The sequence below is a fragment of the Pantoea sp. B9002 genome, assembly GCF_013385945.1.
Lineage (GTDB): Bacteria > Pseudomonadota > Gammaproteobacteria > Enterobacterales > Enterobacteriaceae > Pantoea.
On sequence record NZ_JACAPA010000011.1, the window covers coordinates 19390 to 31711 of the forward strand.

At 57.1% G+C, this 12322-nt stretch carries 16 protein-coding genes; 10 read left to right on the forward strand and 6 right to left on the reverse strand.

Annotated features, from left to right (window positions below; all coding sequences use genetic code 11):
- Nucleotides 1-59 precede the first annotated feature (59 nt).
- Complete coding sequence (locus HX773_RS08705; protein ID WP_176971423.1) at nucleotides 60-920, reverse strand: LysR family transcriptional regulator; 861 nt, start codon at nucleotides 918-920, stop codon at nucleotides 60-62.
- Nucleotides 921-1007: 87 nt separating this feature from the next.
- Here HX773_RS08705 and HX773_RS08710 point away from each other — a divergent pair, with 87 nt between their 5' ends.
- From HX773_RS08710 to yniD, 5 genes are all read left to right on the forward strand, one after another.
- The gene (locus HX773_RS08710; protein ID WP_176971213.1) at nucleotides 1008-2180 is read left to right on the forward strand and encodes a cyanate transporter; all 1173 of its coding nucleotides are present in this window, start codon (nucleotides 1008-1010) and stop codon (nucleotides 2178-2180) included.
- 176 nt (nucleotides 2181-2356) lie between these two features.
- Nucleotides 2357-3100 (forward strand): transcriptional regulator LldR, encoded by a 744-nt coding sequence (gene lldR, locus HX773_RS08715; protein WP_176971214.1) that lies wholly within the window; start codon nucleotides 2357-2359, stop codon nucleotides 3098-3100.
- Nucleotides 3101-3123: 23 nt separating this feature from the next.
- Nucleotides 3124-4314, forward strand: a complete 1191-nt coding sequence (gene lldD / locus HX773_RS08720; protein ID WP_176971215.1) for an FMN-dependent L-lactate dehydrogenase LldD — start codon at nucleotides 3124-3126, stop codon at nucleotides 4312-4314.
- A gap of 62 nt (nucleotides 4315-4376) precedes the next feature.
- On the forward strand, nucleotides 4377-4805 hold the full coding sequence (locus HX773_RS08725; protein WP_176971216.1) for an OsmC family protein: 429 nt from the start codon (nucleotides 4377-4379) through the stop codon (nucleotides 4803-4805).
- Between the two features lie 79 nt (nucleotides 4806-4884).
- Nucleotides 4885-4992, forward strand: a complete 108-nt coding sequence (gene yniD, locus HX773_RS25895; protein WP_021507251.1) for a small membrane protein YniD — start codon at nucleotides 4885-4887, stop codon at nucleotides 4990-4992.
- Between the two features lie 114 nt (nucleotides 4993-5106).
- On the opposite strand, the gene HX773_RS08730 is transcribed toward yniD, so the two are convergent.
- Nucleotides 5107-5340 (reverse strand): hypothetical protein, encoded by a 234-nt coding sequence (locus HX773_RS08730; RefSeq protein WP_176971217.1) that lies wholly within the window; start codon nucleotides 5338-5340, stop codon nucleotides 5107-5109.
- A 111-nt stretch (nucleotides 5341-5451) separates the two neighbouring features.
- The gene (locus HX773_RS08735) at nucleotides 5452-5622 is read right to left on the reverse strand and encodes a hypothetical protein (protein ID WP_007887091.1); all 171 of its coding nucleotides are present in this window, start codon (nucleotides 5620-5622) and stop codon (nucleotides 5452-5454) included.
- Nucleotides 5623-5834: 212 nt separating this feature from the next.
- Here HX773_RS08735 and HX773_RS08740 point away from each other — a divergent pair, with 212 nt between their 5' ends.
- On the forward strand, nucleotides 5835-6002 hold the full coding sequence (locus HX773_RS08740; protein WP_167391189.1) for a hypothetical protein: 168 nt from the start codon (nucleotides 5835-5837) through the stop codon (nucleotides 6000-6002).
- Nucleotides 6003-6104: 102 nt separating this feature from the next.
- On the opposite strand, the gene HX773_RS08745 is transcribed toward HX773_RS08740, so the two are convergent.
- Nucleotides 6105-6485 (reverse strand): helix-turn-helix domain-containing protein, encoded by a 381-nt coding sequence (locus tag HX773_RS08745; RefSeq protein ID WP_176971218.1) that lies wholly within the window; start codon nucleotides 6483-6485, stop codon nucleotides 6105-6107.
- A 99-nt stretch (nucleotides 6486-6584) separates the two neighbouring features.
- Between HX773_RS08745 and HX773_RS08750 the strand changes: the two genes are divergently transcribed.
- The gene (locus tag HX773_RS08750) at nucleotides 6585-7316 is read left to right on the forward strand and encodes an SDR family NAD(P)-dependent oxidoreductase (RefSeq protein WP_176971219.1); all 732 of its coding nucleotides are present in this window, start codon (nucleotides 6585-6587) and stop codon (nucleotides 7314-7316) included.
- A 41-nt stretch (nucleotides 7317-7357) separates the two neighbouring features.
- On the opposite strand, the gene HX773_RS08755 is transcribed toward HX773_RS08750, so the two are convergent.
- Nucleotides 7358-8005, reverse strand: coding sequence for a CPBP family intramembrane glutamic endopeptidase (locus HX773_RS08755; protein WP_101762487.1), 648 nt, complete (start codon nucleotides 8003-8005; stop codon nucleotides 7358-7360).
- A gap of 219 nt (nucleotides 8006-8224) precedes the next feature.
- Between HX773_RS08755 and HX773_RS08760 the strand changes: the two genes are divergently transcribed.
- From HX773_RS08760 to HX773_RS08770, 3 genes are all read left to right on the forward strand, one after another.
- Entirely contained in the window at nucleotides 8225-10813 is a 2589-nt protein-coding gene (locus tag HX773_RS08760; RefSeq protein ID WP_176971220.1) for an EAL domain-containing protein, read from the forward strand.
- A gap of 348 nt (nucleotides 10814-11161) precedes the next feature.
- Nucleotides 11162-11461 carry an I78 family peptidase inhibitor gene (locus tag HX773_RS08765; RefSeq protein WP_176971221.1) on the forward strand — a complete coding sequence of 100 codons (300 nt, stop codon included), beginning with the start codon at nucleotides 11162-11164 and terminating at the stop codon, nucleotides 11459-11461.
- Between the two features lie 171 nt (nucleotides 11462-11632).
- Nucleotides 11633-11950: a hypothetical protein gene (locus tag HX773_RS08770; protein WP_176971222.1), complete on the forward strand. Its 318-nt coding sequence runs from the start codon at nucleotides 11633-11635 to the stop codon at nucleotides 11948-11950.
- Between the two features lie 12 nt (nucleotides 11951-11962).
- On the opposite strand, the gene HX773_RS08775 is transcribed toward HX773_RS08770, so the two are convergent.
- Nucleotides 11963-12214, reverse strand: a complete 252-nt coding sequence (locus HX773_RS08775; RefSeq protein WP_101762483.1) for a biofilm development regulator YmgB/AriR family protein — start codon at nucleotides 12212-12214, stop codon at nucleotides 11963-11965.
- Nucleotides 12215-12322: the final 108 nt, after the last annotated feature.

Genomic DNA, 12322 nt, shown 5'->3' on the forward strand with positions numbered 1-12322 from the left:
ATCTGGCAAAACTCAACTCATCGCGCTGCGATATTTGCCACTGGTTAGCAGTGGAAAAATCACTGCCACTGCAACTGACAAAAGGTCACCAGCGCGGCGGCCAGCGCCTGCTGCAGATCGTCCTGCGGCGCACGGCAAAACAGCGCCAGTTCAAAATGGTTGATGGTGGGTAAACCGTCGGCTTCACCTAACACGCGATGCTCAGGCAAGCGGCAGCTGGCGGGCAGCAGCGTTAAGCCCAATCCGGCGGCGCTGGCGCTGGCGAGCGCCACCAAACTCGAGCTGCTGTAGCTGATGCGCCAGCTGCGACCGAGGCTATCCAGCGTCTGCGACATCTCTTCGCGATACAAACCGAGCTGCGGGAACACCACCAGCGGCACCGGCGTCTGCTCAAAACAGGGATGTGCGGCGCTGTCCAGCCACAGCAGCGGCTCGGGGCGCGAAGCCAGCGGACGTTCGCCGCCCGGCTGTTTGATCAGCATGATATCCAGCTCCTCACGCTGCCAGGCGCGATGCAGATCGACATACATGCCGCTCATCACATCGAGGCGCAGTTGTGGATGTTCGCGGCTGAACTCCGCCAGCAAACCGGCGGTCGGCGCGGCGAAATCTTCCGGCACGCCGAGGCGCAACACGCCGTCGCGCCATTTATCGCTCAGCACGTCGTGCGCTTCTCCGTTCAGCGCGATGATGCGGCGCGCATAGCCCAGCAGCTTCTCGCCCTCTTCGGTGAGCGCCACCTGATGCGACGTGCGCTCCAGCAGCGGTTTGCCGATCATCTCTTCCAGCCGACGCACCTGCTGGCTAACGGTGGATTGCGACAGATGCACGCGATCGGCGGCGCGGGTGAAGCTGGCGGTTTCGCACACCGCGACAAAACTCAGCAGTTGCTGCGGGGTAAACATCGGCTGACGATTCATTTTTCCACTGGTCATTATGGTGTTATTTCATTTCCAAATAGTAACGACTGCTGCGATGCTGACAACCTCTTTGCAGCAGGATTGTGTATGAATCGACATTATGACGGATTAACGCTCGGCGCTTTGGTGTTGGCTGGGCTGAATATGCGACCGTTACTCACTTCTATTAGTCCATTACTCGGCCAGCTTCGGCAGACAATGGGACTCTCTTCACTGGCGGCTTCGCTGCTGCCTGCGGTTCCGATGGTAATGATGGGCGCGGTCGCGCTGCTGAGCGCTTCGCTGATGCAGCGCGTGCCGCTGCAACGCTTGCTGCTGGCCGGATTGACGCTGCTGCTGCTGGCGCTGGCGGCGCGTGGCATGATCCACGACGGGAGCTGGCTGGTGATCAGCGCGCTGTTTGGCGGCCTCGGCGTGGGCGTGGTGCAGATGGCGATGCCGGGCCTGATTCGTCAGCGCTTTGCGCAGCGCAGCGCGCCGGTCACCGGATTGTGGGCCGGTGCGCTGATGGGCGGCGGTGGTTTGGGGGCGGCGTTATCGCCGTGGCTCAGCGATCATTTTGGCGGAACGCTGGCGCTCACCGGCTGGGCGCTGCCGGTGCTGCTGGCGATTGCACTGTGGCTTTACGTGCGCGTGCCAACCGCGGCCAGCACGGAAAAGGTTGCGCTGCCGTCGCTATGGCGCACACCGCGCGCCTGGACGCTGGCGATCAGTTTTGGCCTGGTGAACGGCGGTTATGCCACCTGCGTTGCCTGGCTGCCGGATGCTTATCATCATCTTGGCTGGTCGGCGCAGGCCGGCGGATCGCTGCTCGGCGCGATGATTCTGTGTCAGGTTGCAGGTGCGCTGTTGATGCCGCTGCTGGCGCGTAAGGCAGATCGACGTCCGCAGCTGATTATCAGCCTGGTTTGTCAGCTGATCGGCATGAGCGGCTTTCTGTTTGCGCCGCTGTTCGCGCCGTGGCTGTGGGCGGTAATTGCCGGATTTGGACTGGGCGCGGCGTTCCCGCTGGCGATGGTGCTGGCGCTTGATCACCTGCCGCATCCGCAGGCCGGTGCGCGGCTGGTGGCGTTTATGCAGGGCGCAGGCTTTATCATCGCCGGTTGCATGCCGTTTATCGCCGGTCAGCTGCAGGCATTGACCCACAGTTTTTCCAGCGTCTGGCTGATGCAGGCGGCGGTGACTGTCGGGCTGATTTTGCTGAACCTGCGCTTTCACCCACGCAGTTATGGTCGGGCCTTTGGTCGGACTGCGCCGTAATTGGTCCTACCAAAAGATTCAAATGTGGCCGCGTCGTCACATAACATGAAAAATCCCACCTGTTTCGTTGCATCGAAATAACAAAGCATTAACCATTCTCCTCCACCAAGCCCGCCACGCTGCATTTTGGTCCTACCAATTCAGCGTGGCGGGCGTGCTTCACACAGGATAATGCGATGACCGAAAACACGCTGCGGGCGCGGCTCTGCGCCTGGATCACCGAGCATCAGCTGGAGCCGGGCATGCGGCTGCCGTCCGAACGCGCGCTGGCGGCGGAGTTTGGTTCGTCGCGATCGTCACTGCGCGAGGCGATCCAGCAACTGATCAGCAGCGGCGTGTTGATCAGTAAACGCGGCGGCGGCACCTGGCTGCGTCAGCCGCAGCAGCCGTGGTCGGAACAGCGCATCGTAGAGCCGATTCGCCAGCTGCTGGCGGAGGATCCCGATTATCGCTACGACATCCTTGAAGCGCGTCACGCGATAGAAGCCAGCACCGCGTGGCACGCGGCGTTGCGCGCCACCGAAGCCGATAAAGAGCGGTTGGCTTACGCCTTTGATGCGCTGCTGAAGATTAAGCAAAGTGACGATGCCGATCTCGCGGCGCAGGCCGATTTGCGTTTCCATCTCGCCATCGCCGAAGCCTCGCACAACGTGGTGCTGCTGCAGACCATGCGCGGCTTTTTCGATCTGCTGCAATCCTCGGTGCTGCACAGCCGTCAGCGCATGTATACCCATCCGGTGATTTTCAATCGTCTAAACGAACAGCATCAGGCGATGTTTGATGCGGTGATGGCCGGTGACGCTGAAACGGCGCGCCAGGCGGCGATGGATCACCTCGGTTTTGTTCACACCACTATGAAAACCCTGCATGAAGATGAGGCGCGGCAGGCGCGCATTACGCGTCTGCCGGGCCACCAATGACCTCAGCACAAGGAAAATAACGGATGATCATTTCTGCTGCCAGTGACTATCGCGCCGCGGCGCAACGCATCTTGCCACCGTTCTTGTTTCACTATCTGGATGGCGGCGCTTACGCCGAGCACACGCTGAAGCGCAATGTCGCCGATCTCTCCGACGTGGCGCTGCGCCAGCGCGTGCTGAAAAACATGTCGGAGTTGAGCCTCGAAACCAAGCTGTTCAACGAAACGCTGTCGATGCCGGTGGCGCTGGCGCCGGTCGGTTTGTGCGGCATGTACGCGCGACGCGGTGAAGTGCAGGCGGCGCGTGCGGCGGCGCTGAAAGGTATTCCGTTTACGCTCTCAACCGTGTCGGTTTGCCCAATCGAAGAGGTGGCTCCGGCTATTAATCGTCCGATGTGGTTCCAGCTCTATGTGCTGCGCGATCGCGGCTTTATGCGCAATGCGCTGGAGCGCTCCAAAGCCGCCGGTTGTACCACGCTGGTGTTCACCGTCGATATGCCGACGCCGGGCGCACGCTATCGTGATGCGCACTCCGGCATGAGCGGCCCCAATGCGCCGCTGCGTCGTTACTGGCAGGCGGCAACGCATCCGCAATGGGCGTGGGATGTCGGTTTACATGGCCGTCCGCACGATCTCGGCAATATCTCTACCTATCTCGGCAAACCGACTGGGCTGGAAGATTACATCGGCTGGCTGGCGAACAACTTCGATCCAACGATTTCCTGGAAAGATCTGGAGTGGATTCGTGAATTCTGGGATGGCCCGATGGTGATCAAAGGCATCCTCGACGCGGAAGATGCGCGCGATGCGGTGCGTTTTGGTGCCGATGGCATTGTGGTGTCGAATCACGGCGGGCGTCAGCTGGATGGCGTGCTGTCGTCGGCGCGCGCGTTGCCAGCGATTGCCGATGCGGTGAAAGGCGATATCACTATTCTCGCCGACAGCGGTATTCGCAGCGGGTTGGATGTGGTGCGCATGATCGCCCTGGGTGCCGACAGCGTGCTGCTGGGACGCGCGTTTGTCTATGCGCTGGCAACGCACGGTCAGCGCGGCGTTGAAAATCTGCTCAACCTGATTGAGAAAGAGATGAAAGTGGCGATGACGCTGACCGGCGCGAAATCGATTAAAGAGATTACTCAGGCTTCGCTGGTGCAGGTTAACGCGCTGTTGAGCGAGGCGGGCTTGAGTCCGGCGCGTCCACGCGCGGTGAGCTAATCCAGCAGAATGAGTCATGTTGTCTATACTCAATACCTGTCGAACACAACAGGAGGAATGACATGACCATTCATAAGAAAGGATCGGCCCATTGGGAAGGCGACATTAAAGGCAAAGGTACGGTAAGTACCGAAAGCGGCGTGTTGAGCAATCAACCCTACGGTTTCAACACCCGTTTTGAAGGCGAGAAGGGCACCAACCCGGAAGAGCTGATTGGTGCTGCGCATGCCGCTTGCTTCTCAATGGCGTTGTCATTGATGTTGGGCAATGAAGGCCATAAGGCGACCAGCATTGATACCACCGCGGATGTGTCGCTGGATAAAAAGGACGGCGGTTTTGCCATTACTAAAATCGCGCTGACCAGCGCCATCGTCTTACCAGGCATTGATGACGCGAAGTTTGATGAGATTATCCAGAAAGCCAAAGCGGGCTGCCCGGTCTCTCAGGTGCTGAATGCTGAAATCACGCTCGACTACACGCTGAATAAATAATCGCCCAAATGGGTGACCAGCGTTAGAATCAACGGTGCGCCTTAGGGCGCATCGTTGCTTTCTGTCGTCTGGAGGATGCGTGGCAAAAAAACTGGCTGCAACCAAACACTGGAAAATGATCGTGGTGCTGTTGTGCATCTGCGGTGCGCTGATGCTGATTCGCTGGGCGGCGATGATATGGGGCTGAAGGAGTGGATCAGCAGTCACAAGCTTGGCGTGTTGGTGATGGTGATTTTGGTACTGGAGTTACTGCATTACCTGCTTACGGCGTCGTGGTTCCCGTGGCAGATTGGCTAATCAATCAGGCGAACTCACCGTCTGTCTGGCGCGCGTTACGCACGCTGCTGCGCGCAATGCGATACGCCTTGCGTGGATCGCCCGCCACGAACTCAAACGTGGGCGAGAAATAGAATGGCAGCCAGCCGCCGAAGCCGCTTTCCCATTCCCAACGTACGGGGCAGGGCCAGAGAATGCCATCATACAAAATGTAGTAAACCCAGCGTCCGTTTGGACGACGGGGGCGAGATGTTTTCATTGGATTCACAACGGTGATAGTGAAAAGCAGCTTATATTTTGAACGCTACAACCCATTCTTGCAATGCCGTTTGGCTAATATTTGCGCGACTGTAATAAAACTGGCACCGAATTAACGGTGCACTTCGCCACAAAGTAAGACCACGTTTGGCCGGACTTTATGGATGCGATCGGCCATCTGCTCACAGGCCACTTTGGTCGGATAGATACGCTCCGAAACCGGCAAGGCATCACAGGCATCATGCCCACACGCGCTCACTAATAAAACAAAACCAATCAGCATAATCAGACTCCTTTAACACCTTCTCGCTGGTACGGAATGTGTGGCTGGTCGTTCCCTTTTTTGATCCAGTATAGCTAAACGCGTTGAGAGTCAATTATCACCCTGAGCGGCTTTCTTGTCCGGCTGGCAAGATTATACCCATCGCAGCGCGCAACCGTAGCTCAATCTGGGCTAAACTATGCGGCCCTGATAAAAACGATGAGTGAATTAACATGTCGAACGAAATTGCCCAACCAGCCAGCAGCCCAAAACAAGCCGCCCTGCAACTGGTGATTGAACTGGTGCGCGCGGGAAAACTGAGCCCGCTGCACGGTGATGCTTCCAACATGATTTCTATCTACGAGCAGTTCAAAAACCATTTCGAAGCGGAAAAAGAGTAATTTTTTCACCTGCGGTCGCCATGAATGGCGACCCTAAAACACCGCAGCATGATTTTCGTAGGGTGCGCATTAATGCGCACCGGGTCGCCATGAATGGCGACCCTACGCGAGCTCATCCGTGTGGGTGCGATCGTACTCTTCCTGCGCGCGTTCCATTGATGGACCGTGCTCCAGCGCCCAGTCATACAGCGCGATAAACGGTTGTTGCAGTGTCTGCGCCAGCGGCGTCAGGCTGTATTCCACACCGATTGGCGCGGTGTTCAGCACTTCGCGATTCACCAGCCCATTGCGCTCCAGCCGCTTTAACGCATCCGCCAACGCTTTGTGAGTGATGCCATCCAGCCGACGACGAATCTCATTAAAACGCGACGGCTTAGTACAAAGCACGGTGAGAATTAAAATCGACCATTTATTGGTGATGTGCTCCAGCACCGGCCGGGTTTTTCCTACATCTCTCAAGCTGTTACCGTCGATCTCTGCCATGGCGATATACTCCGCGATATCTGGTATAAACAAAGTGCGTAATTGTTATTAAGTATAAAATATATACCATCTACTTTCTACCCAAACAGGAGAGAGCAGATGAGCAGACTGGATAACAAAGTGGCGGTGGTACTGGGCGGCGCAAAGGGAATTGGTCTGGCAATCAGCCAGCGTTTTGCCAGTGAGGGCGCTACGACCTGGTTTACCTCGCGCCGTGACGAAGAGTTACAGGCCGCCAGTAGCAGCATCAGCGGCAATGCGCATCCACTGCGTGCCGATGTGAGCCAGCAGAGTGAATTGACGCGCATTATCGAGACCATCCAGCGTGAATCCGGCCAGCTGGATGTGTTGGTGATCAACGCGGGCATGGCGGAGTACGCCACCATTGATGAGATTAGCGTTGAGCATTTTGACCAAATCTTCGGCCTCAATGTGCGCTCGCCGGTGTTTGCCCTGCAGGCGGCGTTGCCGCTGCTGAATCCGGGCGCCAGCGTGGTATTGATTGGATCGATTGCCGATGTGATTGGCACCCAGGGTTACGGCGTTTACAGCGCCAGCAAAGCCGCGCTGCGATCCTTTGCCCGCACCTGGACGCGCGAACTCTCTGCACGCGGCATCCGTATTAACGTGGTGGCGCCCGGCCCGATCGATACCGATATGATGCAGGCGGCTTCTGAAGAGGTGCGCAACGGCATCACCAGCACTATTCCGCTCAGCAGAATGGGCAAACCTGAAGAAGTGGCCAACGTCGCGTTGTTCCTCGCCAGTGACGAGAGCAGCTACATTGCAGGCGCAGAAATCTGTGTGGATGGCGGTTTGACGCAGGTGTAAGCACTCTTCACGGCCATCTCAGGATGGCTGTTTTGCTTTGATCAGGCGAAATACCAGGCAGGCAGGATAGCGATCAGGTTGTTCAGCGTATGCAGGAAAATCGGCAGCGCCAGGCTATTACTGCGCAAACGCGCGTAGCACAGCAGCATAGAAAACAGCGTTAAGGCGACCAGCGTTTCCCAGTGCACATATTGAGTATGCATCGCGGCGAACAGCAGGGAAGTGAGCAGCATGCAGGCAAAACGACTTCTCGGCGCCCACAGCAGAAAACCTTGCAGTAAAAATCCCCGGAACAGCACTTCTTCAAACACCGGTGCCAGCAATACAGCGGTGAGCAGCAGAATCAGCATCGAGCTGCGTCCCTGCTGCGATTGCGCAATCAGCCAGCCTTCGGGTTGCAGAAACTGCGTCTGCGCCACCATCAAAGCAAACAGCAAACCGATAAACAGCAGCGCCTGCATTGGACGCACAAAGCCCAGCGGAATGTCGCTGCGACGCTGACAGTAAAAACGGTACAGCGGATAGATCACCGCAAACTCCACCAGGCAGAGCACCGGCATCAGCAAGCCGTTGGTACGCAGCATCCCGTAATTGGGAAACAGCGTAACCAGCATGGTCACAAGGTAATAGACCACAAAGCTACCAACGTAGAACAGCGTTAACGTAACTTTGTCGGATTGGGTGTCCATAGGCGACTCAGCGAGCAGAGGAGAGCGCATAGTAGCAACGCCGATCATCCCTGTCGAGGTGGCGTGCTGCACATTTGCGCTGCTCAAATATTCCACCAACAAGACTAAATCTGCGGCGCTCGGGGCCGATAACCGATCAAACCCTTACAGGGTGGAGATGTGCGCAGTCTGCGTTGTCATCCGCCTTTTTTTGCTGCCTGTATTCTACGAGCAATGCGCATGAATTCTGAGTTTCACCGGCACGCGGCGCTGGCCGCCAGGGCCAATATGGAAGCACACACGGTACGGGTGACGCGGCGCAGCCTGCGCACTTTGTCCTCGCTGCTGTTTGGCGTACTGCTTCTCTCTGTGGTGATGGTGCTGGTTATCGCCCATCGACAAAACATCGACTCGATCCAGCAGGATGCCAATCTGATGCGTCAGGCGTGGCAGCAACAGCAGCAGGAGATGCTGGTCGATGCGCGCGATTACGCTAACTGGGGCGAAGGCTGGAAAAACCTGCATCTGACGGTGAATAAGGTTTGGGCGTGGGACGAAGAGAACTTTGGTCCGGGGCTTTACAAGGAGTATCACTACGACGGCGTGTTCGTGGTGGATGGCAAAGGGAAAACCCGCTATGCGGTGATTCGCGGCAAATTATCCGATGTTACTTTAGAGAGCTGGATCGGCGCACAAAGCAATGTGCTGCTGAGCACCGCGCGCTCACTGCATGACGCCGTAGCGCGTAATGCGCTGGTGGAGAACAATCCGGCCATTCTGGTGGCCGCGCCGATTACGCCGGGCAAAGTGCCAGATTTGCCGACGATTCCCGGCCCCGCTTCGGTGATGGTGTTTGTCAACATTTTCAATCCACAGAAACTGCAAACGCTGGGCAAATCCCTGAATGTAATTGAACCGCGCATCGCCAGCGGTTTAAACGATGCGCTGTTTGAGCCACGGCTGGTGGAGCCGGTGCTGCAGGGCGAACCGCTGGTGCTGCGCTGGCAGCCGAAAAATCCCGGCTTCGGCGTGATCTGGCTGATGATGCCGCTGCTGCTGTTCACCGCGCTGGCGGTGGCGCTGGTGACGCGTCGCGTGCTGCGCCATGCGCTGCACAACGCGGTGATCTCCGATCGTCGCTTTGAAATGCTGGCGATCAGTCAGCGTGAGTTAGCCAACAGCGAAGAGCGTTTTCGCGATCTGGCGGAAGCGGCGTCGGACTGGATCTGGGAAATCGACGCGCAGGGCCGTCTCTGCTATCTCTCGTCGCGCTTTGCTGCGGTGACAGGCCATGAAGTGAAAAGCTGGATAGGTCGTCCGCTCGATCAACTGCTGAGCCATCCCAGCCATTCGCTGGTCTCCTGGCTGATGCGTCAGGGCGAAGAGGTGCAACATGTGCCGCTGCGCTGTCAGTTTATGTCGGCCAACGGCGAGCGCCGCATTGGGCAGTTAATGGCCAAAGCCATTCGGCGTAACGGCCTGCGCTCGGGTTTTCGCGGCACGGTGTCGGATATCACCCATGAAGTGGATGCCGAAGCGCGCATTCAGTTTCTGTCACGTCATGACATGCTGACCGGCCTCGCGAACCGCATGCAGCTGCAGGAGTATTTAACCGCGTATCTGGAGTGCGTCAGCGCGGATGATCCGCTGTTTGTTATCAGTTTCGATCTCGATCAGTTCAAACCGATCAACGATACATGGGGCCACGCGGTGGGTGATGAGGTGCTGAATGAGATATCGAAACGGCTGAAAAGCTTGCTGGCTCCGAATGAACTGGCGGCCCGGCTCGGCGGCGATGCCTTTATTTTGCTGCTGCGCGAAAGCACGCGTGCTGGCGTGGAATATCGCTGTCGTGCGCTGCAGCGCATGGTGCATCAACCGATCATCAGCGGATCGCATCAGATCAGCCTCACCGCGAGCATGGGCATCGTATCAGCACCGCAGGATGCGGCTCATCCGGAAGCGCTGTTACGCCTGGCCGATATTGCGCTGGCTCAGGCGCGCAGTGCCGGACGCGATCAGTGGGTTTGGTACTCCACCGATATGGCGAACCATCTGCAGTCAAAACGCGACATGGTGCAGGCGATTGAAGGCGCGCTGCACAATCACGCCTTCACGCTGCATTACCAGCCGCGCTATCAGCTGCAAAGCGGGCAGCTGGCCGGCGCGGAAGCGCTGATTCGCTGGCAGATAGCCGACGATCAATGGATCACGCCCGATCGCTTTATTCCGTTAGCGGAAGAGAACGGCTTGATCGCTGCGATCAGCGATTGGGTGCTGATGCGCGCATGCGTGGACGCCCGCGACTGGGGCGAACAGCGCTATGTTTCCGTGAATATTTCGCCGGTGGAGTTTCGTAATAACGATCTGGTGCAGCGCGTGGCGCATGCGCTGGAGGTGAGTGGATTACCGGCCACGCGGCTGGAGCTGGAGATCACCGAAAACGTCACCTTTGAGAATCCGGATCGCGCACTGGAGATCATGCAAGGCCTGCGCGCGCTCGGCGTGCGGCTGACGGTGGATGATTTTGGTACCGGCTATGCGGCGTTGGGCTATCTGAAAACCTTCCCGTTCAACGGCCTGAAGATTGATCGTTCCTGGATGAAGGAGTTCCCGGAATCGCAGCAGGCGCAATCGGTGGTGGCGGGGATTGTCGGCCTGGCACGCGCGTTTGCGCTGACCATTACTGCAGAAGGGATTGAAACCGAAGCACAGCTGAAGGAGCTGAAAGCGCTGTCGTGTGAAGAAGGGCAGGGATATTTCCTCGGCCGCCCGATGCCGCTGGCAGCATTTAATGCGCGGTTACAGGAAGAGGAAACCGTCAATTAATTTTGCACACATTGTAGCGGCGCAATTCATTGCGCGATAAATCGCGCCGCTACGAAATGTGCGGTGGCTTATTAACGCACTCTGATCGCAACAAACGTCATCAGAGCCGCGAAGCCAACAAAAATCACCAGTTCCATCATTGCCTCCTCGCTAAGAAAATTCTTAGTCAATTGTAGTGGCTGGCAGATTGATTTTTAGACAGTGCGTGCGATTAATCCTAACTTTTGAGAGGAAGATCGCGCTTTTAAGCTGATTTATGCGACCAATCTGCTGTAAAAATTTCCGCTTCACGGTCACGCTTTGCTACTCTCAAAAACCGGTTGTCTATTTATCCAGGAGGAGAAACTTGTGACCCATTATGGAAAAGCGCTACTGGTAACGGCCTTTTTTGCCCTGACCGCCTGCCAGTCCGCCAGCAAACCTGACGCCAGCGCTGCTGCCAGCCACGATCCGGAAACCGATCAGTGCGGCGCATCGCAATACCAAAACTACGTTGGTCAGCCATTATCGACGCTCGACAACAAACGCTTCGACGTCCCGGTGCGTGCTATTCCGTGGAATTCAGCGGTAACGATGGATTTCAATCTGCGTCGGGTGAATTTCGCGGCGGATCAAAGCGGTAAGATTTCCCGGGTGTACTGCGGATAACACCAAAACGACATTGCATTGTCATCTGGCTGTCACAGCGCCGGGCGAGGATAACTGCGCACTACGGAGATTTCCTCGTCACTCTCGAATATGCAATGCTCGTCTTATTTCTTCCCGCTTCGGCGGGAATTTTTTTATCTTTCGGCCTGCAAGGCTGATGGAGGAGTGATGATGAGAAAGAGTGGAAAATTGCTGCTGTTAACGCTGTTGTTGAGCCCGTTAGCGCAGGCGTCGAGCGAAGCCGCATGGCAGCAAAACGACAAAAATATGCAGCAAAGCTGTCTCAAGGCCAGCGGCCTGAAGACAGTGAAAGTGGTGGGTAAGCCGATTCAGTATGACGACAGCGTGGGCTTTGATGCGCTGCTGCTGGAAGGTCGCTATCCGCAAAAGCACATGAAAAATCAGGTCGGACGCGAACTCTGCCTGTACCAGCGTCAGAGCGGCAAGGCGTTTGTCAGCGAAGCCGACCATCTGCGTGCGGTAAAATAGTGGCGTGGGCCGCTATTTCTGCGGCCCCGATTCCAGTAGTTTTGCCAGTAAGTTGCGATAGCTCTGCAGCTGCTGTTCATCCCCTTCAAATTCCAGCTTATCGATCACGCGCGCAATAATCGCTTTGCTGGTGGCTGGCTGTCCGTCATCCATCAGTTCGCGCATGATCGCCGCCAACATGTCGCTCTCATGCGGTGCATGCCAGGCTGGGCTATTGAAGTAGTCGGTAATCGCCCGACTGGCGCTGTTTGGCTGGGTTCTCATAGCTGACCTCCGCAGAGACAACGATGCCCACCGCCGGATAATGGCAGCATGGGGAAATTGGGTTTAATCATGCGGACTGTCCAGAACAGACAGCGCGTCGCCAGTGAT

Coding starts and splice junctions, on each gene's coding strand:
- HX773_RS08705 (WP_176971423.1), bottom strand. CDS start 920: ATGAATCGTCAGCCGATGTTTACCCCGCAGCAACTGCTGAGTTTTGTC.
- HX773_RS08710 (WP_176971213.1), top strand. CDS start 1,008: ATGAATCGACATTATGACGGATTAACGCTCGGCGCTTTGGTGTTGGCT.
- lldR (WP_176971214.1), top strand. CDS start 2,357: ATGACCGAAAACACGCTGCGGGCGCGGCTCTGCGCCTGGATCACCGAG.
- lldD (WP_176971215.1), top strand. CDS start 3,124: ATGATCATTTCTGCTGCCAGTGACTATCGCGCCGCGGCGCAACGCATC.
- HX773_RS08725 (WP_176971216.1), top strand. CDS start 4,377: ATGACCATTCATAAGAAAGGATCGGCCCATTGGGAAGGCGACATTAAA.
- HX773_RS08730 (WP_176971217.1), bottom strand. CDS start 5,340: ATGAAAACATCTCGCCCCCGTCGTCCAAACGGACGCTGGGTTTACTAC.
- HX773_RS08735 (WP_007887091.1), bottom strand. CDS start 5,622: ATGCTGATTGGTTTTGTTTTATTAGTGAGCGCGTGTGGGCATGATGCC.
- HX773_RS08740 (WP_167391189.1), top strand. CDS start 5,835: ATGTCGAACGAAATTGCCCAACCAGCCAGCAGCCCAAAACAAGCCGCC.
- HX773_RS08745 (WP_176971218.1), bottom strand. CDS start 6,485: ATGGCAGAGATCGACGGTAACAGCTTGAGAGATGTAGGAAAAACCCGG.
- HX773_RS08750 (WP_176971219.1), top strand. CDS start 6,585: ATGAGCAGACTGGATAACAAAGTGGCGGTGGTACTGGGCGGCGCAAAG.
- HX773_RS08755 (WP_101762487.1), bottom strand. CDS start 8,005: ATGGACACCCAATCCGACAAAGTTACGTTAACGCTGTTCTACGTTGGT.
- HX773_RS08760 (WP_176971220.1), top strand. CDS start 8,225: ATGAATTCTGAGTTTCACCGGCACGCGGCGCTGGCCGCCAGGGCCAAT.
- HX773_RS08770 (WP_176971222.1), top strand. CDS start 11,633: ATGAGAAAGAGTGGAAAATTGCTGCTGTTAACGCTGTTGTTGAGCCCG.
- HX773_RS08775 (WP_101762483.1), bottom strand. CDS start 12,214: ATGAGAACCCAGCCAAACAGCGCCAGTCGGGCGATTACCGACTACTTC.